Genomic DNA, 24,239 nt, shown 5'->3' on the forward strand with positions numbered 1-24,239 from the left:
GCGGGGCTGCGCGGCGCACGTCAGAGGAGCGAGGGTTGGACCTCGACGTGCGTCGGGATTTCTCCCCGGCCTGCCCGACGGCGCTGTTCGGTCTCGGCGCTGAAGCGGATGTCGATGTCCCGATCCCCGGCGTAGCCCGCGAGCGCGTCGTCGCTCAGGTCGCCCCACCGTCGCTTCCGGTCCGGACCGGCCGGCACGCGTGGCAGGAGGCCGGGCTGCTGGCTCCACGCCAGGAGCTGCTCCACTGAGGACGCGTTCAGCATGTCGCGCAGGTGATGCGCGGTGACATAGGCGTCCGGCATCGCGCGGTGCGCCGGAAGGCCGGTCGCACGATCCAGCCCCGCCGGCATGCGGGCGTAGCGCAGACCCTGATTGGAGAAACCGGGAAGATCGGGCCATGTCCGGAGCGCGCATTTCCAGGTGCAGATCCAGCGCGCCCCGCCCGACAGGCCGGGCGAACAGTACCGCTGCTCGAAGGTCGCGCGATGCGCCACCAATGCGACCACGCCACCGGCCGGCCGCAGGACCGGCGGCGCCGCATCCTTCCAGAAGGGGGCGCCTGCCACGTCCGCGTCGATGATATGGTGGATGGCCATCGTCTGCGTCGAGATCGGCCCGCCGGGATTGACGAACCGGGCGCCTCGCTCTTGGTTGACCTCCCAGCGACCGTCACGCCCTTGGACGACGTCCTGCCAACCGATCTCGCACACGCTGTGTGCGGCAGAGCCGGCGGTCTCGAGATCAATGACCCGGATACGCATGCGGGCGGAACGCGAACAGGTCGTCATGTGGCCGGAGGATAGCGCGCGCCAACAGTTCTCACAATGTTCTTCGGCCGCGCGTTGTCATCGGCTGGCTCGACGCCGGAACCCAAACCCGATTGCTCGTGCGCGAGGGTTGGGCACGACGAGTCCAACACCCTGCCCGGCACCCCCGACGCGGACCAGGCGTTCGACCTGATCTGCCGCGATCGGGACGCTCGGCCCGACAGCGGGGTGCCGTGGCAGTTTGCGCGCGCGTCCGTTAAAAGGCCCCATGGGATTGATGGAACATGCGCTGTTTGCGCTCGCGATCCAGATCGCGATCGGGCTGCTCACGCGGAACTGGTGGGCCGGCGCGATCCTGGCATCGGGCTATTTCATCGGCCGCGAGGTGGCGCAGGCCGAATATCGCTGGATCGAGCAGTTCGGCCATGGTCTGCGCGCGAAGCTGCCGTGGTGGGGCGCCTTCGATGCGCGGGTCTGGCCCAAGCTCGATCAGTGGGCCGACTGGATCGGCCCGCTCGTCGTGACCCTCCCGCTCGCCTATTGGCTGCACCGCAACCCGGGCACCCCGCGCGATTGATCGCGACGCGGGCGGCCGCACCGCATCACCATCGCGTTTTCCGCGCCATCGGTGAGCGTTCGATCAGCCCTTCCGTCGCGGCGGCAAAGGCGGCATGGATCGCAGGCGGCGACGGCGCGCGTATGCGATCGAACGCTCGTCACCGCGCATAGCAAGGATCGATCGCGCCGCCTGCACGCGGCCGATCAAGCGTCGGAGAGTAACGGATGCGTACGGCCTTCATCACAGGCGGAACCTCGGGGATCGGCGAAGCGGCGGTGCGCGCTTTCGTCGCGGCGGGCTGGCGCGTGGTCACCACCGGGCGCCGGGCCGACCGGCTGGCAGCCCTTGCCGACTCGCTCGGCGACCAGCTGCTGACGCTGGCGTTCGACGTACGCGACCGCGCGGCGATGGAGGCGGCGATCGCCGGCCTGCCCGCCGACTTCGCCGCGATCGACCTGCTCGTCAACAATGCCGGCCTCGCGCTCGGCACCGCGCCGGCACAAGCCGCCAAGCTCGACGACTGGGAGACGATGATCGACACCAACGTCACCGCCCTCGTCGCGATCACGCGCACGCTGCTGCCCGCGCTGGTCGCGCGCAAGGGTGCGATCATCAACCTGTCGTCGGTGGCGGCGACCTACCCTTATGCCGGCGGCAACGTCTATGGCGGGACCAAGGCGTTCGTGCGCCAGTTCAGCCTCGGCCTGCGCGCCGACCTGCACGGTACCGGCGTCCGCGTCACCTCGATCGAGCCGGGCATGGTCGAGACCGAATTCACCGTCGTGCGCACCGGCGGCGACAAGGCCGCGTCGGACACGCTCTACGCCGGCGCCGATCCGATGACCGGCGACGACATCGCCGCCACCTTGCTGTGGGTCGCGCAGCTGCCGCCGCATCTCAATATCAACACGCTCGAGCTGATGCCGGTCAACCAGTCCTTTGCGGGCTTCGCGGTGGCGCGCCCGGCTGCATCCTCGGGGGCCCCATAGCCGTAACGAGATTTTAGGGCGGGGCGCGGCATACCGCGCGGGTCGCACCACAGTCAGGCCAAGCACGCATGCGCTACCCCTTGATCGCTCCCAACCCGCCGCGCCTCAGCCAGCATGTCGCGGCGCTCGAACGGGTCGAGGCATCGGGCGTGTTCAGCAACAACGGCCCCGAAGTCCGCGCCTTCGAGGCAGAGGCGACCGCGCAGCTGTTCCATGGACGCGGCGCGTGCCTCGCGGTCGCCAACGCCACGCTCGGCCTGATGATCGCGATTCGCGAGGCGGTCGGGGAGCATCCCGGCGGGCGCTTTGCGGTGATGCCCGCGCTGACCTTCGCGGCGACTGCGCAGGCGGCGATGTGGGCCGGTCTGACCCCTTTGATCTGCGACATCGACCCCGCCGACTGGACGGCGAGCGCCGCCGCCGAGGAGCGCCTGCTGCGCGACTATGGCGACCGGATCGCGGTGTTGCTCCCGTATGCGACCTTCGGCACGGCGATCGACCTCGATCGCTATGCCTGGCTGCAGCGCACGCACGGTGTCGGCGTGGTGATCGATGCGGCCGCCTCGCTCGGCACGCGCGATGCGGGCGGGGTCGGGTTCGGCACCGGCGCGCCGTTCGCGGTCGTCCATTCGATGCACGCGACCAAGACCTTCGCGGTCGCCGAGGGCGGGCTGATCCATTCGGGTGACAGCGCGCTGATCGATCGGCTGCGCGCGATGACCAATTTCGGCTTCGAATCCGGGCGCAGCGCGACGCTCCCCGGGATTAACGCCAAGCTGCCCGAAGTGATCGCGGTGATGGCGCGCGCCAAGCTCGCCGAGATCGACGCGGTATGCGATCATCGCGCCGCGCTCGAGGCGGCGTACCGTGCCGCACTGCCCGAGCTCACCTTCCAGGCGTCGCAGGGCCAGCGCTGCGCGAGCCAGTTCATGCCGCTGCTGCTGCCCGAAGCGATCGCGCATCGGCGCGACGCGATCGCCAGCGCGCTGGCTGACGCCGGGATCGGCACGGGCCGCTATTTCAGCCCGCATCTCGGCGAGCAGCCGCTGTTCCAGCGCGACGCGACCATCCTGCCGACCCCGGTCGCCGATGCTGTCGCCGCGCGCGCGCTCTCGCTGCCGATCACCGATGCGATGCGGATCGAGGATGTCGCGATCATCGCGACCGAACTGCGCCGCATCCTCGCCGCCGAGGCCCGCGTTCCGGCACAGCCGCGCGCCACCCCGGTCGCCTCGCTGCTGGTCGTCGGCGGCGGCCCCGCCGGCACCGCGCTTCTGACCGCGGCGAGCAAGCGCGGCCGGCTGCCCGAGCTCGCCGCTGCGGGGCTGGTGGTGGCCGAACGCGGCGACACGCTCGGCGAAGGGCGCCTCGGCCAGTATGAAATCACGTCGGACAGTACCGCCGAGACTTTTCTCAGCGCGGTCGCCGACAATCCGCACCCCGAGCTGGCCGCATTGGTCGATCATCCGGCGGGCCGCACCGTCGCGACCTATGTCGGCGCGCTCGGCGTGCCGCTGTTCAAGGCCGGACCGTTCGTCCAGGCGACGGGCGGCCGCCTCGGCGCGCTCGTCACCGGCCATGGCGGGACGGTGCTCACCGGGCATGACGTGCTCGGCACGCAGCGCGTGCGCGGCGGACTGTGGTCGAGCCGCCTGCGCCGCCTGCAGGACGGATACGAGTTCGATCAGCTGTCGAGCGCGGTGGTGATCGCCACCGGCGGGCACCAGCCGCTCGACCGGCTTGCCGCGCAGCGCGTCGGGGGCGTTGCTCTGCTCGGCGAAGTCGGTGACCGGCTGATGCAGTCCGACGAAGCGCTCGCGCTGGGCGGTCCGGCCAAGATTGCCGACCTGCTGTGCGCCAAGCGCGACCCCAAGGTCGTGGTGATCGGCGGATCGACCAGCGCGATCGCGACGATCGTGCTGCTGCTCAAGACCGCGCGGATCCCGCTCGGCGCGGGCGGGGTGACGTTGCTCCATCGTCGCCCGCTGCGACCTTTCTATCCGACCCCAGAGGCCGCGCTGGCCGAAGGCTTTACCGACTTCACCCCCGACGACATCTGCCCGGTCAGCGGCTTCGTCTACCGCCTCGCCGGCTTCCGGCTCGAGGCGCGCGAACTCGTCCTGCGCCATCTGCGCGTCGACGGCCGTATGCCCGATCCGCGGCTGACGGTGCATCAGGTCGTCGGCGACGACGATCCGGTCGCGCGCGCGCATCTCGCCGAGGCCGACCTGGTGATCGCCGCGCTCGGCTACCGCCCGCGCGCGCTGCCGGTCGACGATGCGGATGGCCGCGCAATCGCGCTTGCGGCACAGCACGGCAGCGCGATGGTCGACCGGCATTGCCGCATTCTCGACGCTGCCGGTGCACCGATCGCGGGACTCTACGGCATCGGGCTGGCGGCGGGCTTCGTGCCATGGGGGCGGCTCGGCGGCGAGGCGAGCTTCTCGGGGCAGGCCAACGGGCTGTGGCAATGGCAGAATGACGTCGGCGCGATGATCGTCGACCAGGTGCTCGGCACCGCGGAGCGTGCCGTCGCATGAGCGCACCGACGATCAGCGTCCTGATGCCGACCTACAATGGCGCCGATCTGCTCGGACCGACGATCGAAGCGGTCCTGGCGCAGAGCTTCGGCGATTTCGAGCTGATCATCGTCGACGATTGTTCGCGCGACGAGACCGTCGCGGTCGCGCGGGGGTATGACGATCCGCGTATCCGCGTGATCGCGGCGCCGCACAACCGCCGCGTCGTGCTGACGCGCAACGCCGCGCTGGCCGAGGCGCGCGGGCGCTATATCGCCGCGCTCGACCATGACGATCTGTGCCACCCCGATCGCTTCGCCCGCCAGGTCGGCTATCTCGACGCGAACCCGGCGATCGCGCTGCTCGGCACCGCCGCCAACGTGCTGAGCGACGGCGCGATCCTGCCCTCTTCGCTCGCCCCGCTGTCGACCCCGCCGCTGATCGAGTGGCTGTTGCAGATCGAGAACCCTTTGGTCTGGTCGTCGGTGATGATGCGCGGCGATGCGGCGCGCCGGCTCGATCCGTTCCAGCGCCCCGAGCGGGTCTATGCCGAGGATTTCGACCTCTACCACCGCATCAGCGCGTTCGGCGGGGTGGCACGGCTCGACGACGAATTGCTGACCTATCGCCGACACGGCGGCGGCGCCTCGCAGACGCAGGCCGATGCGATGCGCGCGCGCGCCGCCGACGTGCTCGCCGACGCTTATGCCCCGCTGTTCGGCGAGGCTGCGGCGGAAACCGCGACGCTGGTCGTCCGCCACGTCATGGCGCAGCAACCGGTCCCCGACCGCGCGACCTTCGCGCGGGTCGGCGAGACGCTGGTCGCGCTGCAGGACGATTTTCTGAAGCGCCGCACGCCCGACATCGAGAGCCGCAACCTGATCCGCTGGGAAACGGCGCGGCGCTGGGCGCGGATCGGGCGCGCCGGGTTACGGACGGGCAATCTCCGGCTCGGCGACGCGGCAACGGTCCGGCCCGATCATCTCGGGATGGGCTATGCCGGGGTCGAGGAACTGATCCTCTCGCGCCTGATCGGCACGATCCGCACCGTCCAACGGCGAAGCAAGACGCGCAGCGCCGCCTGACGCGGAATATGGCGCGGCGGCACGCCGATGCATTGCACTTTGACGATTTGTCGGAGTATAAGTGCAGCGTTACCCCGTTACAGGGGCCCCGGCCTACGATGCCGCGACGAGAGGATCATGCGCACCTCTTGTGCAGCGCGAAGCCGGCGTGCCCCTGCTGACCCAGCCGGACGATGTCTTATGAACGATGCCCCTGCCGCCATGCCAAAGCTGCGTTCGCGCGCATGGTTCGACAACCCCGACAATATCGACATGACCTCGCTCTATCTCGAGCGCTACCTCAACTTCGGGCTCAGCCTCGAGGAATTGCAGTCGGGCAAGCCGATCATCGGCATCGCGCAGACGGGTTCGGATCTCAGCCCGTGCAACCGCCACCATCTCGTGCTGGCCGAGCGCATCCGCGAAGGCATTCGCGAGATGGGCGGCATCGCGCTCGAATTCCCGGTCCACCCGATCCAGGAAACGGGCAAGCGCCCGACCGCCGGGCTCGACCGCAACCTCGCCTATCTCGGTTTGGTCGAGACGCTGTACGGCTATCCGCTCGACGGCGTCGTGCTGACCACCGGCTGCGACAAGACCACCCCGGCCTGCCTGATGGCGGCGGCGACGGTCAACATCCCGGCGATCGCGCTGTCGGTCGGGCCGATGCTCAACGGCTGGCACAAGGGCGAGCGCACCGGATCGGGCACGATCGTATGGAAGGGCCGCGAGATGCTCGCCAATGGCGAGATCGATGATGCCGGCTTCATCAAGCTGGTCGCGTCGTCGGCGCCGTCGACCGGCTATTGCAACACGATGGGCACCGCCTCGACGATGAACTCGCTCGCCGAGGCGCTCGGGATGATGCTGCCGGGCTCGGCCGCGATCCCCGCGCCGTATCGCGATCGCCAGGAAGTCGCCTATCTCACCGGCAAGCGCATCGTCGAGATGGTGCGCGAGGATCTCAAGCCGTCGGACATCCTGACGCGCGACGCCTTCCTCAACGCGATCGTCGTCAATTCGGCGATCGGCGGATCGACCAATGCGCCGATCCATCTCGCCGCGATCGCGCGCCATGTCGGCGCCGAGCTCGACCTGACCGACTGGCAGACGCACGGCCACAAGGTCCCGTTGCTCGTCAACATGCAGCCCGCCGGCGAATATCTCGGTGAAGATTATTACCGCGCCGGCGGCGTCCCCGCCGTCGTCGCCGAGCTGATCAAGCAGGGCCTGATCCACGAGGGCGCGCTGACGGTGAACGGCAAGACGATCGGCGACAATTGCCGCGCCGCGACGATCGAGGACGGCAAGGTGATCCGCAGCTTCGACAATCCGCTGATCGAGGAAGCCGGCTTCGTCGTGCTGAGCGGCAATCTGTTCGACGCCGCGATCATGAAGACGAGCGTGATCAGCGCCGAATTCCGCGACCGTTACCTCTCAAACCCGGAAGACCCCGAAGCGTTCGAGGGCCCCGCAGTCGTGTTCGACGGCCCCGAGGATTATCACCACCGGATCGACGATCCCGCGCTCGGCATCACGCGCGAGACCTTGCTGTTCATGCGCGGCGCCGGGCCGATCGGCTATCCCGGCGCTGCCGAGGTCGTCAACATGCGCCCGCCGGCCTATCTGATCCACGAAGGCGTCCACGCGCTGCCGTGCATCGGCGACGGGCGCCAGTCGGGGACGTCGGCCTCGCCCTCGATCCTCAACGCCTCGCCCGAGGCGGCGGCCAATGGCGGCCTCGCCTTGCTGCGCACCGGCGACCGCGTCCGCATCGACCTCGGCCGCGGTTCTGCCGACGTGCTGATTTCGGCCGAAGAGCTGGCCGAGCGGCGCACCGCGCTGATGGACGCCGGCGGCTTCGCCTACCCCGCGTCGCAGACGCCGTGGCAGGAAATGCAGCGCGCCGTCGTCGGGCAGCTCAACACCGGCGCGATCCTCGAGGGTGCCGAGAAGTATCAGCGCATCGCGCAGACCAAGGGCCTGCCGCGCGATAACCACTGATCGTTTGACGGCCCCTGCCCCGGTTTTCTTCGCTTCCCCGGCGAAGGCCGGGGCCCAGGCGGACAGGTTTCTATGGGGAGGGGAGCGCGCGACTATCGGCGGCTCGCTCCTGGGCCCCGGCCTTCGCCGGGGAAGCGATTACCTAAAAGCAGCCCCGCTCACGCCTCGAGCGCGAGCTCGGTATCCGCAAGCGCCAGCTCGACCAGTTCGGTCATCGCCGCCCGCGCGCGCGCCGGATCGGCGTCGACGATCGCGTCGTAGATCCGGCGATGGTCGGGCAACGGGTCGCGCGGCAGCTTGAACTTGCGCTGCTTGAAGATCGTCGTCCACGTCACCGCCGCGGCGATCGAGCTCGACAGCGCGATCAGCGGCGCATTGCGCGTCGCCGCCAGCACGGCATGGTGGAACGCCTGGTCCGCCGCACGCCCTTCGTCGGTCGCCAGCCCGAAGCGCGCCATCTCGCCGAGGGCATGGCCCATCTCGGCCAAGTCGGCGCCGGTGCGCCGCTCCGCCGCCAGGGCGGCAGCCGGCGGCTCGACGATCATGCGCAGTTCGAACAGCTCGCGGATCAACGCCTCGCTCGGCTCCGAGGCAAAGGTCCAGGCGAGCACCTCGGGATCGAGCACGTTCCAGCGGCTGCGCGCGCTGACGCGCGTCCCCGTCTTGGGCCGGCTTTCGACCAGCCCCTTGGCGGCAAGGATCCGCACCGCCTCGCGATAGGCGCTGCGCGACACCTTGAGCTGTTCGCTAAACTCGATTTCGCCGGGCAGGATCTCGCCCGGCGCATAGCGCCCGGTGAGGATCGCGATGCCGAGATCGTGCGCGATCGATCCGTGGATCCGCTTCGACCCCAGATCCTCGAATGGAAGCCTTATCCGCTCCGGCTTGCCCGCTGCCACGACACCGCTCTCCTCGCCTTCCTTATGAACGGCGCGGCACCGCAGTGTCGAGCAAACCGCGCTCAGTCATGGAACGCCTCGACCTCGCGCCGCTCCGCCCGCAGATAGGCATCGGCGACGTGGCGCAGCGGGCTGACGTCGACATCGCTCTCGCCCGCCGCGATCAGCGCCGCGAAGCGATCGTAGAGCCCGCGATACTCGGCCTCGGGCGGCAGGCTCTGCGCGACCCCGTCGATGCTAAGTTCGCTGCCCCCCTTCGACAGGACGAGCGTCCCGCCGTCGGTCTCGATGCGGATGTCCCACGTCTGCGGCCCGGTCTGGCGGAAATCGAACTCGGCCTTGATCGGCGTGCCCGCGGCGTCGGTGAAGGTCAGGTCGGCGGCGATCGGCGACGCGCAGTTGGACGGGATCTCGAGCGTGCCCTCGGTCAGGAAGAAGGGCGGCAGGATCGCGGTCGCGATCGACAGCGCGTTGATGCCGGGATCGAACACCCCCATCCCGCCGGCTTCCCAGATCCAGGTCTGGCCCGGATGCCAGTGGCGCACGTCTTCCTTCCACTCGATCAGCACCGAATGCAGCACCTTGTCGGCAAGCCACGTCCGCGCCGCGTCGACTCCCGCGGCGTAGCGCGAGTGCCAGCTGGCGAACAGTGTGACGCCCTTTTCGCGCGCCATGTCGCGCAGGATCGTGATCTCGCTGAGCGTCGCGCCCGGCGGCTTCTCGAGGAAGACATGCTTGCCCGCCGCGATCGCCATCCGCGCGGCGTCGAAGCGCACTTGCGGGGGCTGGCACAGCGAGACCGCGTCGATCTGCTCGGCGTCGAGCATTTCGCCGATCGTCGGGTGGGTCACCCCGCCTTCGATCCGACCGTGGCGGCTCGCCGCGGTGACCAGGTCGAAATCGGGCGAGGCGTTGAGGACCGGGATATGCTGGTCCTGCGCGATCTTGCCGACGCCGACGATGCCGATGCGGATCGCCATCTCAGAGCGCCTTCACGCGGACGGCGAGCGGCGCGTCGATCGCGATCGGATTGCGCACCGGCAGATGGAACGGCGCCGCTTCGATCTCGAACACGTCGCCGACTTGCGTCGTCACGCCTTCGCTGAACGACAAGGTCGCGGTGCCGAAGAAGTGCACGTGGACGTCGCCCGGGCGGCGGAACAGGCCATATTTGAAGTGGTGATGCTCGAGATTGTCGATCGAGTGCGACATGTTCGCCTCGCCCGACAGGAACGGCTTCTCCCAGATCGTCGCGCCATCGCGGACAATCCGGCTGGTGCCGCGCACGTCGTCGGGCAGCGCGCCGACCAGCAGCTCGGGCCCGAGCGCCGCGTTGCGCAGCTTCGAATGCGCGAGCCACAGATAGTTGCCGCGCTCGGTGACATGATCCGAAAATTCGTTGGCGAGCGCGAAGCCGATCCGCACCGGCGTGCCGTCGGCGTCGATCAGATAGACGCCGGCAATCTCGGGCTCCTCGCCCGCATCGAGCGCGAAGGCGGGCGATTGCAGCGGCTCGCCCGGACCGACCAGCTGCGAGCCGTCGCCCTTGTAGAACCATTCGGGCTGGACGCCCTGCCCGGCTTCGCTCGGCTTGCCGCCGTCGACGCCCATCAGGAACATCTTCATCGAATCGGTCGGCGCAGGGTTCTCGACCGCCGCCCGGTGCATCTTGTCGCGCCCCTCGGCCGAACCGAGGTGCGTGAGGCCGGTGCCGGTCAGCAGCAGATGCGCCGGATCGGCATGGTCGATCGGCGCGAGCAGCGTGACGCTCGCCAGGTCGATCGTCTCCCCCGCGCCGGCCTTGGCCACAGCGTCGGCGAGGCCGTGCCCGGCGGCGATCGCCGCGCGCGCGAGCGACAGCGTGTCGCTCGCGCCCGGGACGATCCGGGCAACACCGCTGGCGTCGATCGCGGCGACGCCGCGCGTGCCGTCGGCAAGACGATATTGAACGAGCGACAGGCTCATGAGAATCCTTTCCTAAAACCGGGAGATAGCGAGCGCGCTGTACGCGTCAGGCGGGCGTGACGACGCCGTCGATGCGGCGCGAGACGTGCCACGGATTGTCGGCCCGCAGCGCCGCCGGCAGCAGCGCGTCCGACAGGTTCTGGTAGCAGACCGGGCGCAGGAAGCGCTCGATCGCCAGCGTGCCGACCGAGGTCGAGCGCCCGTCCGACGTCGCCGGGAACGGCCCGCCATGCACCATCGCATGGCTCACCTCGACACCCGTCGGCCAGCCATTGGCGAGCACGCGCCCGACCTTGCGCGCGATCAGCGGGATCAGCTCGGCAGCGAGCGGCTCGTCGGCGGGATCGAGCATCAGCGTCGCGGTCAGCTGCCCTTCGAGCGCGGCGATGACCTGTGCCGCCTCGGCCATGTCGGCGACCGCGACGACGATCGACGACGAACCGAACACTTCATGCCCCAGCGCGCGATCGGCGAGGAAGCTCTTGGCGTCGGTGCGGAACAGCGCACCGCGCGCCTGGTTGACGCCTTCGCCGACGCAGCCGCGCGCGACGACGGTCACCGCCGCATGGCCTTCGAGCGCCTGCACACCCTGTTCGAAGCTGGCGTGGATGCCCGGGGTGAGCATCTGCACCGGCGCGCTGCCCGAGAGCGCTTCGCCCGCGGCTGCGGCGAAGGCGTCGAGCTCGGGGCCGGCGATCGCGATGACGAGGCCCGGATTGGTGCAGAACTGCCCCGCGCCCATCGTCAGCGACTGGACGAAGGCGGGCGCCAGCGCGGCGCCGCGCGCCTTGAGCGCTGCGGGGAAGAGGATGACCGGGTTGATCGAGCTCATCTCGGCATAGACCGGGATCGGCTCTTCACGCCCGGCCGCGATCCGCACCAGCGCGAGGCCACCGCCGCGCGACCCGGTGAAGCCGACCGCCTTGATCCGCGGATCCGCGACCAATGCACCGCCGAGCTCGTTGCTCGCGCCCGGCAGGAAGGAGAAGACGCCCTCATGCAGGCCGCATTCGGTCACCGCCGCCTGGATCGCACGTGCGACCAATTCGCCGGTGCCGGGATGCGCCGGGTGGCCCTTGACCACCACCGGGCAACCGGCGGCGAGCGCCGAGGCGGTGTCCCCGCCGGCAACCGAGAAAGCGAGCGGGAAGTTGCTCGCGCCGAACACCGCGACGGGGCCGAGCGCGACATGGCGGCGGCGCAGGTCGGGACGCGGCAGCGGCTGGCGCTCGGGCAGCGCCGGGTCGATCGTCGCATGGACCCACTCGCCATCGCGGACCACGCCGGCGAACAGCCGCAGCTGGCCGACAGTACGGCCGCGCTCGCCTTCGATCCGGCCGCGCGGCAGGCCGCTTTCCTGGACGGCGCGGTCGATCAGCTCGTCGCCGATCGCGACGATCTTGTCGGCGATCGTCTCGAGGAACTTCGCGCGCGTCTCGAGATCGGTCTCGGAGAAGCTGGCGAACGCCTCGTCGGCAAGCGCGCAGGCGCTCGCGACGTCGTCCGTCCCAGCCGCGGTGAAGGGCGGATCGATCGTCGCACCGGTCGCGGGATCGATCGCGTTGAAGGTGTCGGCGCCGGCATGTTCGCCGCGGCCAATCAGGATCGAACCGTTGATCATGGAATTTCCCGTCAATGTATAACTCAGACAAATGTATAACAACACGACTGGCGCGGCGCAATGGCGGGCCCGTCCGACCGGTGCCGCAGTGCGGTCGGTCGGCGGATCGGACACCTCCGACCGGGCACCACCGCCGCACCGGCGCCATGGCTCCACTCTGTCCCCCGCCGGGCCGTACCGTCGCGCGATCCCCAGCCCCGACCCGCTAAAAATCGCGCGGTTGCCAGATTTGTCGGCTATCGGGGCGCGATGACCGATACGCTCTCCCCGCCCCCCCTCCCGCTGTTGCGCGATGCGGCGCTCTTCCTCGACTTTGACGGAACACTCGTCGAACTCGCCGCACGCCCCGAACTGGTATCGGTCGATTCTCGGCTCGCGGCCTTGATCCCCCGGCTGGCCGACGCGCTGGACGGCCGCGTCGCCCTGCTCAGCGGTCGATCCGTCGGCGACATCCTCGCCTTGTTCGGCGACCTGCCGCTGACGATCGCGGGGAGTCACGGTGCGGAGGTGCGCTGGCACGATGGACGGATGACGCTGCCGGAACGACCTGCCGCCCTCGATCGTATCCTCTCCATCATGACAGATTTTGCAGATACCTCCCCCGGCCTGTTGGTCGAGACCAAGGCGCTTGGCGCAGCACTTCATTATCGCGGCGCGCCCGATCGGGCCGAGGCGGCGCATGCGCTCGCCCGCACGCTTGCCGCCGAAACCGGGCTGCACCTGCAGACCGGCAAGATGATGGTCGAATTGCGCGTCGGCGGCGCCGACAAGGGCACCGCGCTCAACCGGCTGATGGCGCTCGCGCCGATGGCGGGGCATGCGCCGGTGTTCCTCGGCGACGACGACACCGACGAGCCCGCGATGGTCGCCGCCGCCGCGCTCGGTGGCGCCGGCATCCTCGTCGGCGCGCCGCGGGCGACGAGCGCCGCCTATCGCCTGCCCGACGTCGCGAGCACGCTCGCCTGGCTCGAAAGCGCGTGCGAGGTGGCGGCATGAGCTCGGTCGATCTGTGGCCGATCGGCAATTGCCAGGTCAGCGCGCTCGTCGATCGCGCGGGACGCTTCGTGTGGGGCTGCGTCCCGCGCATCGACGGCGACCCGCTCTTTTCCGCGCTGCTCGGCGGTGAAGCCCCCGAGCGCGGCTATTGGGCGATCGAGATCGAGGACAGCTTCAGCGTCGAGCAGCACTATCTGCGCAACACGCCGATCCTGGTGACGCGCCATACCGACGTCTGCGGCAACGCGATCGAGGTGATCGATTTCTGCCCGCGCTTCGAGCGGCAGGGGCGCAGCTATCGCCCGGTCTCCTATGCGCGGATCGTTCGCCCCGTCTCCGGCAGCCCGCGGATTCGCGTCCGGCTGCGCCCGACCTGTGGCTGGGGCGGGGATTGCGGCGAGCAGACCGGCGGCTCGAACCACATCCGCTTCCTGATGAGCGGCATTTCGCTGCGCCTGACCACCACTGCACCCGTCGGGATGGTCGAAGAAGAGCGTGTCTTCCGGGTCGAACGCCCGCTGCATTTCTTCCTCGGGCCCGATGAAGGCTTCGCCGGTGATCTCGCCGCGACGCTCGACACGATGCTCGCCGACACGACGCGCTACTGGCAGGAATGGGTCCGCGGCCTTGCCATCCCACTCGAATGGCAGGACGTCGTGATCCGCTCGGCGATCACGCTCAAGCTGTGCCAGCATGAGGAAACCGGCGCGATCGTCGCGGCGATGACCACCTCGATCCCCGAACATGCCGATTCGCAGCGCAACTGGGACTATCGCTACTGCTGGGTGCGCGACGCCTATTACACCGTCCAGGCGCTCAACCGGCTCGGCGCACTCGACGTGCTTGAGGGATATCTCGGCTACCTCCGCAACATCGTCGACGATGCCGCGGGCGGGCATATCCAGCCGCTCTACGGCGTGCTCGGCGAGGCACGGCTCGAGGAGCGCGTCACCCCCGATCTGCCGGGCTATCGCGGGATGGGGCCGGTACGCGTCGGCAACCAGGCCTATGAGCAGATCCAGCACGACGCCTACGGCCAGATCGTGCTGTGCGCGGTCCATGCCTTCTTCGACACGCGCCTGTTCCGCATGGCGGGGCCCGAGGATTTCGAGTCGCTCGAACGCGTCGGCGAACGCGCCTGGCGCAATTATGACGAGCCCGATGCCGGGCTGTGGGAACTGCGCACGCGCCAGAGCGTCCACACCTACTCTTCGGCGATGTGCTGGGCGGCGTGCGACCGGCTCGCCAATGCCGCGGCCGCGCTCGGGCTGGGTGCGCGGTCGACCTTCTGGCAGGAGCGCGCCGACACGATCCGCACGCGGATCGAGACCGCTGCGTGGCGCCCCGAGACCAAGCGGATGTCGGCGACCTTCGCCGGCGACGATCTGGACGCGAGCGTATTGCAACTGCTCGACCTGCGCTTCCTGTCGCCCGAGGATCCGCGCTTCCTCGATACGTTGAAGGCGGTCGAAGAGGGGCTGCGGCGCGGCTCGTTCATGCTGCGCTATGCGATCGAGGATGATTTCGGGCTGCCCGAGACGGCGTTCAACGTCTGCACCTTCTGGCTGATCGAGGCGCTTCACTTCACCGGGCGCAGCGCCGACGCGCGCGCCCTGTTCGAGGAAATGCTCGGCCGCCGCACCGCCGCCGGGCTGCTGTCGGAGGATATCGATCCGGTGTCGGGCGAATTGTGGGGCAATTATCCGCAAACCTATTCGCTCGTCGGCATGATCAACTGCGCGGTGCTGCTGAGCAAGCCCTGGAGTGCGATCCGATGAGCCGGCTGATCGTCATCTCGAACCGCGTCTCGGCCCCCAAGGGGTCGCAATCGGGCGCGCAAGGCGGGCTCGCGGTCGCGCTCGCCTCGGCGCTGCGCGAACATGACGGCGTGTGGTTCGGTTGGTCGGGCGAACGGATCGACAGCTTCACCGGCGAGATCGATTATCAGACCAACCAAGGCGTCACCACCGCGACGATGGACCTGGAGGATCAGGACATTGACGAATATTATAACGGCTACGCCAACCGCACCCTGTGGCCGCTGTTCCACTACCGTGTCGATCTCGCCGAATATGAGCGCGATTTCGCGGGCGGCTATCAGCGCGTCAACGCGCGCTTCGCCGACATGGTCGCGCCGCTGATCGAACCCGACGACGTGGTGTGGATCCAGGATTATCACCTGTTCCCGCTCGGCGACGAGATGCGCGCGCGCGGCTGCACCAACCGGCTCGGCTTCTTCCTGCACATCCCGTGGCCGCCGCGCCGGCTGCTCTCGATCCTGCCCGAGGCGCAGGAACTGGTGCGGCGGATGTTCGCCTATGACGTGATCGGCTTCCACACCGCCGAATGGTGCGACTCGTTCCTCGATTTCGTCCGGCTCGAACTCGGCGGCATCGTCGGCGACGACGGCGTCATCACGCTCGGCGACCGCGTCGTGCGCGTGCTGGTCTGCCCGATCGGCATCGACACGCCCGAATTCGTCGAGATGGCGTCGGGCGTGCCCGCGCGCCTCGCCTATCGCAAGATGCGCGACAGCGCCGATGGCCGCGACATGATCGTCGGGGTCGACCGGCTCGATTATTCGAAGGGGCTCGAGGAGCGCTTCCTCGGCTACGAGCGCTTCCTCGTCGAGCATCCCGAGGAGCGCAAGGAAGTGTTCCTGCTGCAGATCGCGCCGCCGTCGCGCGGTGCCGTCGGCAGCTACCAGCGGATCCGCGATACGCTGCAGGGCCTGTCGGGGCGGATCAACGGCGCCTATGCCGATGTCGACTGGGTGCCGATCCGCTACGTCAACCAGGGCTATGGCCGCGACACACTGGCGGGCATCTACCGGGCGGCGAAGATCGGGCTGGTCACGCCGCTGCGCGACGGGATGAATCTGGTCGCCAAGGAATATATCGCAGCACAGGATCCCGAGGATCCCGGCGTGCTGATCCTGTCGCGCTTCGCTGGCGCGGCGGCGCAGTTGACCGAGGCGATCCTGGTCAATCCGTACAGCGCAGAGGAGGTGTCCGACGCGATCCTGCTGGCGGCGCGCATGCCGCGCGACGAGCGGATCCGCCGCTGGCGCTCGTGCATGGATTCGATCGAGACGCAGGACATCAACTGGTGGCGCCAGACCTTCCTCGACGCGCTGATGCTGCCGCTCGCCAGCGCGACGACCGCGCCGCGCGTGTCGCAGGATCCGATCGAGGCGGTGTGATCGTCATTCCCTTCGCACCTGCGAGATGTTCGCGCTTGATCAAATCCGATCAGGCCCTATTTGGCGCGTGTCGAGTCGCTCTTCGGCCGACCTCAGCACCAGGACCCCAATGCCCCGATCTAGTCCCTTGTCCGGCGACGGAGACAGTAGAAGCACCCGCTTCGCTGTCATCGATCGTCACGCCATGGGCCCGTCGGGGTCGCGAGTGGCAGCGCCTGCGCTGACCTGACGCGATCCTTCCGCCGGGCTCGTACAACCGAACCCGATGGAGGTCGCATGACCATGCCAACGTTCCTCGCCGACCGGCGTGTCACTACCCTTCGCGCGTCGCTCGCCGCCGCGCCGTTTCACCGTGCGCGGATCCTGCGCGCGCTTGCCCTGTCGTCCATATCTGGGTCGTCCGTCCCCGGCGCGAGCCGACGAAGCGTGACCGTTCCGACTGTCCACCCGCGTCCCTGACGCCCGCTTCCCCTCGCTGTTTTCGAGGACGTACTGATGCATCTGAAATTTCCCCTGATCGTTGCATGGGTCTGCGCGGCGGCATCCCCCGCGGTCGCGCAGAGCGTGCCCGCAACGCAGGACTGGGCGATCCACGGCCAGGCGACGTTGGTCGTGCAAGGCGTCGGCGGGTTCGACTCGCCCTATGCCGGGCCGAACAGCCTCGCCCCGCGCCAGGTCCGCGAGACCACCGACGTCACCGGCTATCTCGGCGTGCGCCCATGGGCGGGCGCCGAAATCTGGGCCAATCCGGAGATCGACCAGGGCTTCGGCCTGTCGAACACGCTCGGCGCGGCCGGCTTCCCGAGCGCGGAGGCCTACAAGGTCGGCCGCGCGACGCCATACTTCCGGCTGCAACGGCTGTTCGTGCGCCAGACGATCGGCCTGGGCGGCGCCGTCGTGCCGGTCGCGCCCGCGCTCAACCAGCTCGGCGGGGCGACGCGCGCCGATCGGATCGTGGTGACGCTCGGCAAGTTCGGCGTCGGCGACGTGTTCGATACCAACAGCTATGCGCACGATCCGCGCGGCGACTTCCTCAACTGGTCGGTGGTCGATGCCGGCAGCTTCGATTATGCCGCCGATGCCTGGGGCTATTCGAGCGGCGTGGCACTCGAGGGCTATCGCGGCGCATGGGCGCTGCGGCTCGGCGCGTTCAACCTGTCGACCGTGCCCAATGGCGAAACCCTCGAACGCGGTTTCGCGCAATCGCAGCTCGATGCCGAACTCGAGCATCGCCACGCCGTCGCCGGGCTGCCCGGTGCGATCCGCGTGACGCTGTTCCGCAATCGCGGCCGCTTCAGCCGCTTCGACGACGCCGTCGCGCTCGCCGGCCAGAGCGGCGCGGCCATCGACCCGGCCTTGACGCGGCGCCCGATGACGCGGCTCGGCGCGCACCTCAATGTCGAGCAGGCGGTCACCGCGACGCTCGGCCTGTTCGCGCGCGCCGGGATCGCCGACGGCGCGATCGAACCGTACGATTTCACCGACATCGATCGTACCGCCGAGCTCGGCGCGGCGCTGGCGGGCAAAGGCTGGTACCGGCCGGCCGACCGGATCGGCCTCGCGCTCGTCGCCAACGCGATTTCGGCGGCGCATCAGCGCTACCTCGCCGCCGGCGGGATCGGCGTGCTGGTCGGCGACGGGGCGCTGCCGCATCCCGGCACCGAGCAGATCGCCGAGCTCTATTATGCGCTGCATCTGCGCAGCGGCGTCGATGCGACGCTCGATGCGCAGCGGATCGCCAACCCCGGCTACAATCGCGATCGCGGGCCCGCGGACGTGCTCGCCTTCCGCCTGCATGGAGCATTCTGATGGAGACGCTGCGCTCCTTCGGCGTCTCGGCGCGCCGCCTGCCGTTCCGCATGGGCTGGTCGGATTTCGCGCTGTTCGCGATCCTCGCCGCGCTTGCCGCGGGGATCGCCACCGGCGTCCATGACGTCGGCGAGCCGCTCGCGCGGCTGCGGCTCGAGCCGGTCGTGCTCGATCCGTGGGCGTTGCCGCGTTACGCCCTCCTGACGACGCTGCGGCTGTTCGCGGCGCTCGCGGCGTCGTTCGTCTTCAGCGTCATCGTCGCCACCGCCGCCGCCAAGAGCCGCCGTGCCGAGCTGGTGATCGTCCCCGCGCTCGACATCCTCCAGTCGGTGCCGGTGCTCGGCTTCATGACCTTCACCGTCACCGCCTTCATGGGGCTCTTCCCCGGCAGCCGGATCGGCGTCGAGTGCGCGGCGATCTTCGCGATCTTCACCAGCCAGGCGTGGAACATGGCGTTCAGCCTGTACCAGTCGCTGCGCCAGGTGCCCGCCGACCTCGACGAGGTGGCGCGCGGCTTCGGCCTCTCGCCGCTGCGCAAGCTGCTGCGGGTCGAACTGCCGTTCGCGACGCCGGGGCTGATCTGGAACGCGATGATGTCGATGTCGGGCGGCTGGTTCTTCGTCGTCGCGTCGGAGGCGATCAGCGTCGGCAACACGCAGATCATGCTGCCCGGGATCGGCTCGTGGCTCGCGCTGGCGATCGAGCGGCGCGATCTCGGCGCGGTCGCGCTCGCGGTCGCGGCGATGGCAGTGGTGATCCTGCTCTACGACCAGTTGGTCTTCCGCCCGGTGATCGCCTGGGCCGACCGCTTCCGTGTCGAGCAGACCGCGAGCGTCGCGCCGCCGCAATCGTGGGTGTTCGACCTGTTCCGCCGCGCGCGCCTGCTCCCGCTGCTGACCGCGCCGCTGCGCTCGGCCGGGGCACTCGTTTATGCCATCGAACCGCGGCGGCGGCCGATGGTGCAGCAGCGCGAATTCGCGGCAAAGGGCGAGGCGGCGCGCGACGGGCAGCTCTGGCTGTGGACCGCGATCGTCGCCGCGATCGCGCTCGCCGCGACGGGCTATGCGCTCAAGTTCCTCGGCACCACGCTAACGCTCGGCGACGCGCTGCAGGCGCTGCGCTTCGGGCTGCTGACGCTGCTGCGCGTGATCGTGCTGATCATCATCGCGAGCGTCGTGTGGGTGCCGATCGGCGTGTGGATCGGCCTGCGCCCGCGCTGGACCGCGCGCGTCCAGCCGGTCGCGCAATTCCTCGCCGCCTTCCCCGCCAACGTGCTGTTCCCGATCGCGGTGGTGGCGATCGTCCACTTCCATGCCGACCCCGACCTGTGGCTGTCGCCGCTGATGGTGCTCGGCACGCAATGGTACATCCTGTTCAACGTCATCGCCGGCGCGAGCGCGATCCCCAACGATCTGATCGAGGCGAACCGGATGTTCGGGGTGCGCGGCTGGCAATGGTGGCGCCGCCTGATCCTGCCGGGAATTTTCCCTTACTACATCACCGGCGCGCTGACCGCGTCGGGCGGATCGTGGAATGCCAGCATTGTCGCCGAGGCGGTGTCGTGGGGCTCGACCCACCTGCGCGCGCAGGGCTTGGGCAGCTATATCGCCGATGCGACCGCGGCGGGCGACAGTGCGCGCGTGCTGCTCGGCATCATGGTCATGTCGGTGTTCGTCATCGCGATCAACCGCCTGCTGTTCCGCCCGCTCTATCGTCTCTCCGAACGCCGCCTGCGGCTGTCCTGAAGGAGTCCGTCGTCATGACCCTCACCAACCACCGCCCCGTCGTCACCGTCGAACGGCTCAGCCACAGCTATGGCGGCAGCGACGGCGGCCCGCCGATCCTGCAGGACGTCGCGCTCGCGGTGCAGGAGGGCGAGGTCGTCGGGCTGCTCGGCCGCTCGGGCTCGGGCAAGTCGACGCTGCTACGCTCGATCGCCGGACTGGTCCGCCCGAGCGCGGGCGAATTACGCTTCGTCCCCGACGCCGCGGGCAATCCGCGCTCGGTCGCGATGGTGTTCCAGTCGTTCGCGCTGATGCCGTGGCTGACGGTGCTGCAGAATGTCGAGCTCGGGCTCGAGGCGCAGCGCGTTCCCGCCGACGAGCGCCGCCGCCGTGCGATCGCCGCGATCGATCTGATCGGGCTCGACGGGTTCGAGAACGCCTTCCCCAAGGAGCTGTCGGGCGGGATGCGCCAGCGCGTCGGGCTGGCGCGTGCGCTCGTCGTCGAACCGTCGCTGCTGCTGATGGACGAGCCCTTCTCGGCGCTCGACGTGCTCACCGCCGAGACGCTGCGCACCGACCTGCTCGACCTGTGGCACGAGGACAAGCTGGGCATCGCCTCGATCCTGATCGTCACGCACAATATCGAGGAAGCCGTCTTGATGTGCGACCGCATCCTGGTGCTGTCGTCCAACCCCGGGCGGATCGCCGCCGAGTTCCGCGTCGACCTGCCGCAGCCGCGCGACCGGCTCGACCCCGCCTTCCGCGAGCTGGTCGAGCAGATTTACGCACGCATGACGCAGCGCGAGGTGGTGGCGCCGAGCGCGGGCGCGCCGCCCGAACATGGGCTCGACCGGCCGCTGCCCGACGTGTCCGTCAACAGCCTGGCCGGGTTGATCGAGGAGATCGAGGCGGCGCCGTTCCTCGGGCGTGCGGCGCTGTCGACGCTCGCCGACACGCTCCAGCTCGAGATCGACGATCTCTTCCCGATCGTCGAGACGCTGCAGTTGCTCCAGTTCGTCGACGTCGACGATGGCGATGCGGTGCTGACCAAGCGCGGCGCGGCGTTCGCGCAGGAGGATGTCGACCAGCGCAAGGCCAATTTCCGCAAGACGCTCGAGACGCATGTCCGCCTCGCGCGCCACATCCGCGTCGTGCTCGACGAGCGACCGACGCACCAGGCGCCCGCGCGGCGCTTCCGCGACGAGCTCGAGGATCACATGTCGCCCGATTTCGCCGCGACCACCTTGCGCACGGTGACCGAATGGGGGCGCTATGCCGAGCTGTTCGCGTTCGACGACGATGACGACCGCTTCAGCCTCGACGATCCCACCTGATCGCCTTGCGCTCCGAAACGTCGACGCGCGCTTCGCACGGCGAACAGACCGGTGGAAAACGCGCGGACGTCAACGTTGCGTCGCATACACGCTCGACCGGGTGACGGTGCGCCTTGTCCTTCGCCTGCCAGCTGTGAAGCACCGCGCGGTCGATCCCGCTCGGTATCGGCCGCGAAATGGTGTAGCGCCCCACGACGCGTCGCCTGCGGTTGGGCGAACCGGCGCGGATTCAGATGGACTTATGGCTCGCAAGCATTCCAAACACGGCGCGTACGAAGAACCCCAGGCGGAGGAAGAGACCGTCGCGGCGGCGCCGCCGTGCTGGCTGTGCGGCCGTCCCACCGGCAAGACCATCGTCTGGCACCACCCCGTGCCCAAGAGCCGCGGTGGTCGCGATGTCGTGCCGATGCACCCAATCTGCCAGCAAACCGTGACGGCAACCTTCACCAATTCCGAGCTCGAGCGCCACGGCATGAATGTCGCCGGCCTGCTCGCCGAGCCGGCGGTGCGCAAGTTCGTCGATTGGGTCGCGAAGAAGGATCCCGATTTCACCGCGGGCACGACGAAGAAGCAGCGATAGCCGCCCGCTCGATCAGCCGACGCGACGGGAAAACGTCGCTGCGACGGCTTCGTGTTTGACGCAGTGCAGCATAAAACCTAAAGGCGCGGGCTCTCAATCCGCTAAGCCCGATCCGGCGCAGCTTTGCTCAGCGCTGGAGGCGCCGCGTGACCATGACCATGACCTTCGCCGATCTCGCTCTGGCGCCCTCCTTGCTGTCGGCCCTCGCCGAGCAAGGCTATACCAGCCCGACGCCGATCCAGGCGCAATCGATCCCGCTGCTGCTGGAGGGCCGCGACATGCTCGGCATGGCGCAGACGGGCACGGGCAAGACCGCCGCCTTCGCGCTGCCGCTGCTCCACCGCCTCGCCGCCGACCCCCGCCCCGCGCCCAAGGGCGGCGCGCGCGTGCTGGTGCTCGCGCCGACGCGCGAACTTGTGTCGCAGATCGCCGCCGGGTTCGAGAGCTTCGGCCGCAACCTGTCGCTGCGCGTGACGACGATCTTCGGCGGCGTCAGCCAGTTCCATCAGGTCGCTGCGCTCGAGGACGGCGTCGATATCATCGTCGCGGCACCGGGGCGCCTGCTCGATCTGGTCGACCAGGGCCTGTGCGACCTGTCGGCGCTCGAGGCGCTGGTGCTCGACGAGGCCGACCAGATGCTCGACATGGGATTTGCCAAGCCGATCGAGCGGATCGTCGCGACCTTGCCGCGCGACCGGCATACGCTGCTGTTCTCGGCGACGATGCCGAAGTCGATCGCCGCGCTCGCCGAGAGCCTGCTGCGCGATCCCGCCAAGGTCGAGATCGCGCCGCCGTCGACCACCGTCACGCGGATCGAGCAATCGGTGATGTTCCTCGACGCCGCCAACAAGAAGGCGGCGCTGCTCGACCTGCTGCGCACGCCCGGCATCGGCCAGGCGGTCGTCTTCACGCTGCAAAAGAACATCGCCAACGAGGTCTGCGCCTTCATCACCGAGGAAGGGATCACCGCAGAGGCGCTGCACGGCAACAAGTCGCAAGGGCAGCGCGAGCGCGCGCTCGACGCCTTCCGTGCGGGCACGGTGCAGGTGCTCGTCGCGACCGACATCGCCGCGCGCGGGATCGACGTCGACACGGTGACGCACGTGTTCAATCACGATTTGCCGAGCCTGCCCGAAAGCTATGTCCACCGCATCGGACGCACCGGCCGCGCCGGGCGCAGCGGCTTTGCCATCACGCTGTGCGATGCCGAGCAACGCGCCTGGCTGCACGATGTCGAGCGCGAGATCGGTCAGGCGCTGACGGTGCAGGACGATCACCAATGGCATTGCGAAGTGGCGCGCCACTCGACCAAGCGCGCGCCGGTGCTCGGCGGCGGCCCCGTCAAGCAGGTCAAGCCGCCCAAGGAGCGCGTCCGCAAGGTGTGGACCGAGGAAGAGAAGCGCGCGGCACGGATGGCGGCAAACGCGGGCTGAGCGCGGTGTAGGGGGGGGCCACCCACCCGAAGCCCGCTGTCGGCGGCGCATCCGCCGACTGCGGTCGATGCCGTCAGAGGTTGTAACGGGGCAGCCCGTCATCCTCTGACGAGAGCGGCGGGTAGATAATCGGTTTATCCCCGAAGTACCGCCGTACGATCCGATCACGCCGCTCGAAGGGATCTTCCTCCGGGTCGATCTCGTCGGCATAGGTATAGGCGACTTCGAACGTGTCCCCCGTGATAAGGTATTCGATCTCCTCCCAGCGCTTCGCCGGCTCTTCGGCTGCCCAGAGGTCGAGCAGCGCGTCACCCAGGCGATCCAGGTCCGGCCAGCGGTATACGATGGTGTTCCCGCGTTTCTTGAAAATCGATGGCGACACCATGTTCGATGCCACCTGTGCGTAGAGCAAGGTGCCATCGAGCGGATACGCGGTGTCCTCGGCCAGAAGCTGGCCAATTTTGCCGAGAAGGCGATCGGTCTCGTCATTTGCCATGCCATCTCTCCCTTGCGTCGTTCGCGAATTTTACGCTGTTCGGGTGACCGTTTATCGCGAACTTGATGTCGATCACCGCCGTGTTGGGCGAGTGGCCCGGCGCGCCATGCGTCGGCCTTGTTCGCGATCGGCGCCTTGGCGGGATCGCTGATATAGGCGGCTTTCGAGCCGGCCCGGCCGAGGCGCATGGCTGGCGGAGAGGCCACCGCCGCGGCTCGGCCACCGCCCGGTCCGCAACCATGCGGAAAAATCCTGCCGCCGCTCTGCCGAAGTGCTCA

At 69.0% G+C, this 24,239-nt stretch carries 20 protein-coding genes; 14 read left to right on the top strand and 6 right to left on the bottom strand.

Annotated elements, in window-relative coordinates; all coding sequences use genetic code 11:
• Positions 1-20 precede the first annotated feature (20 nt).
• Positions 21-761 carry an exonuclease domain-containing protein gene (locus U1872_RS09855; protein WP_332792700.1) on the bottom strand — a complete coding sequence of 247 codons (741 nt, stop codon included), beginning with the start codon at positions 759-761 and terminating at the stop codon, positions 21-23.
• A 283-nt stretch (positions 762-1,044) separates the two neighbouring features.
• Here U1872_RS09855 and U1872_RS09860 point away from each other — a divergent pair, with 283 nt between their 5' ends.
• From U1872_RS09860 to U1872_RS09880, 5 genes are all read left to right on the top strand, one after another.
• Positions 1,045-1,344: a hypothetical protein gene (locus tag U1872_RS09860; protein ID WP_443025359.1), complete on the top strand. Its 300-nt coding sequence runs from the start codon at positions 1,045-1,047 to the stop codon at positions 1,342-1,344.
• Between the two features lie 206 nt (positions 1,345-1,550).
• Positions 1,551-2,315, top strand: coding sequence for an SDR family NAD(P)-dependent oxidoreductase (locus tag U1872_RS09865; RefSeq protein ID WP_332792702.1), 765 nt, complete (start codon positions 1,551-1,553; stop codon positions 2,313-2,315).
• A gap of 68 nt (positions 2,316-2,383) precedes the next feature.
• Positions 2,384-4,855 (top strand): DegT/DnrJ/EryC1/StrS family aminotransferase, encoded by a 2,472-nt coding sequence (locus tag U1872_RS09870; RefSeq protein WP_332792703.1) that lies wholly within the window; start codon positions 2,384-2,386, stop codon positions 4,853-4,855.
• Positions 4,852-5,919 carry a glycosyltransferase family 2 protein gene (locus U1872_RS09875; protein ID WP_332792704.1) on the top strand — a complete coding sequence of 356 codons (1,068 nt, stop codon included), beginning with the start codon at positions 4,852-4,854 and terminating at the stop codon, positions 5,917-5,919. Before U1872_RS09870 ends, U1872_RS09875 begins: the two co-directional genes overlap by 4 nt.
• Before the next feature lie 180 nt (positions 5,920-6,099).
• Positions 6,100-7,902 carry an IlvD/Edd family dehydratase gene (locus tag U1872_RS09880; RefSeq protein WP_332792705.1) on the top strand — a complete coding sequence of 601 codons (1,803 nt, stop codon included), beginning with the start codon at positions 6,100-6,102 and terminating at the stop codon, positions 7,900-7,902.
• Positions 7,903-8,060: 158 nt separating this feature from the next.
• Here U1872_RS09880 and U1872_RS09885 read toward each other — a convergent pair whose 3' ends face one another.
• The 4 genes from U1872_RS09885 to U1872_RS09900 all read right to left on the bottom strand — a co-directional run bounded on the left by U1872_RS09885 (position 8,061) and on the right by U1872_RS09900 (position 12,387).
• Positions 8,061-8,801 (bottom strand): FadR/GntR family transcriptional regulator, encoded by a 741-nt coding sequence (locus U1872_RS09885; protein WP_332792706.1) that lies wholly within the window; start codon positions 8,799-8,801, stop codon positions 8,061-8,063.
• 62 nt (positions 8,802-8,863) lie between these two features.
• On the bottom strand, positions 8,864-9,781 hold the full coding sequence (locus tag U1872_RS09890) for a Gfo/Idh/MocA family protein (protein WP_332792707.1): 918 nt from the start codon (positions 9,779-9,781) through the stop codon (positions 8,864-8,866).
• A gap of 1 nt (position 9,782) precedes the next feature.
• Positions 9,783-10,766 (bottom strand): AraD1 family protein, encoded by a 984-nt coding sequence (gene araD1, locus U1872_RS09895; protein ID WP_332792708.1) that lies wholly within the window; start codon positions 10,764-10,766, stop codon positions 9,783-9,785.
• Positions 10,767-10,812: 46 nt separating this feature from the next.
• Positions 10,813-12,387, bottom strand: coding sequence for an aldehyde dehydrogenase (NADP(+)) (locus U1872_RS09900; protein ID WP_332792709.1), 1,575 nt, complete (start codon positions 12,385-12,387; stop codon positions 10,813-10,815).
• A gap of 249 nt (positions 12,388-12,636) precedes the next feature.
• Here U1872_RS09900 and otsB point away from each other — a divergent pair, with 249 nt between their 5' ends.
• From otsB to U1872_RS09945, 9 genes are all read left to right on the top strand, one after another.
• A complete protein-coding gene (gene otsB, locus U1872_RS09905) occupies positions 12,637-13,383 on the top strand; it encodes a trehalose-phosphatase (RefSeq protein WP_332792710.1) in 747 nt (248 codons plus the stop codon).
• Positions 13,380-15,161, top strand: a complete 1,782-nt coding sequence (locus U1872_RS09910; protein ID WP_332792711.1) for a glycoside hydrolase family 15 protein — start codon at positions 13,380-13,382, stop codon at positions 15,159-15,161. The genes otsB and U1872_RS09910 overlap by 4 nt, the downstream gene beginning before the upstream one ends.
• On the top strand, positions 15,158-16,585 hold the full coding sequence (locus U1872_RS09915; RefSeq protein WP_332792712.1) for an alpha,alpha-trehalose-phosphate synthase (UDP-forming): 1,428 nt from the start codon (positions 15,158-15,160) through the stop codon (positions 16,583-16,585). Before U1872_RS09910 ends, U1872_RS09915 begins: the two co-directional genes overlap by 4 nt.
• Positions 16,586-16,861: 276 nt before the next feature.
• On the top strand, positions 16,862-17,044 hold the full coding sequence (locus tag U1872_RS09920) for a hypothetical protein (RefSeq protein ID WP_332792713.1): 183 nt from the start codon (positions 16,862-16,864) through the stop codon (positions 17,042-17,044).
• A 36-nt stretch (positions 17,045-17,080) separates the two neighbouring features.
• Entirely contained in the window at positions 17,081-18,394 is a 1,314-nt protein-coding gene (locus U1872_RS09925; protein WP_332792714.1) for a carbohydrate porin, read from the top strand.
• A 50-nt stretch (positions 18,395-18,444) separates the two neighbouring features.
• Positions 18,445-20,139: an ABC transporter permease gene (locus U1872_RS09930; RefSeq protein WP_443025367.1), complete on the top strand. Its 1,695-nt coding sequence runs from the start codon at positions 18,445-18,447 to the stop codon at positions 20,137-20,139.
• 14 nt (positions 20,140-20,153) lie between these two features.
• Positions 20,154-21,452: an ABC transporter ATP-binding protein gene (locus U1872_RS09935; RefSeq protein ID WP_332792716.1), complete on the top strand. Its 1,299-nt coding sequence runs from the start codon at positions 20,154-20,156 to the stop codon at positions 21,450-21,452.
• A gap of 241 nt (positions 21,453-21,693) precedes the next feature.
• Entirely contained in the window at positions 21,694-22,032 is a 339-nt protein-coding gene (locus U1872_RS09940) for a hypothetical protein (protein ID WP_332792717.1), read from the top strand.
• 152 nt (positions 22,033-22,184) lie between these two features.
• Complete coding sequence (locus U1872_RS09945; RefSeq protein ID WP_332792793.1) at positions 22,185-23,465, top strand: DEAD/DEAH box helicase; 1,281 nt, start codon at positions 22,185-22,187, stop codon at positions 23,463-23,465.
• Positions 23,466-23,538: 73 nt separating this feature from the next.
• Here the strand turns inward: U1872_RS09945 and U1872_RS09950 are convergent, their stop codons facing one another.
• Positions 23,539-23,961, bottom strand: coding sequence for a hypothetical protein (locus U1872_RS09950; RefSeq protein WP_332792718.1), 423 nt, complete (start codon positions 23,959-23,961; stop codon positions 23,539-23,541).
• Positions 23,962-24,239 lie beyond the last annotated feature (278 nt).

The sequence above is a fragment of the Parasphingomonas frigoris genome, assembly GCF_036663815.1.
In the GTDB taxonomy this organism is placed as follows: domain Bacteria; phylum Pseudomonadota; class Alphaproteobacteria; order Sphingomonadales; family Sphingomonadaceae; genus Sphingomonas.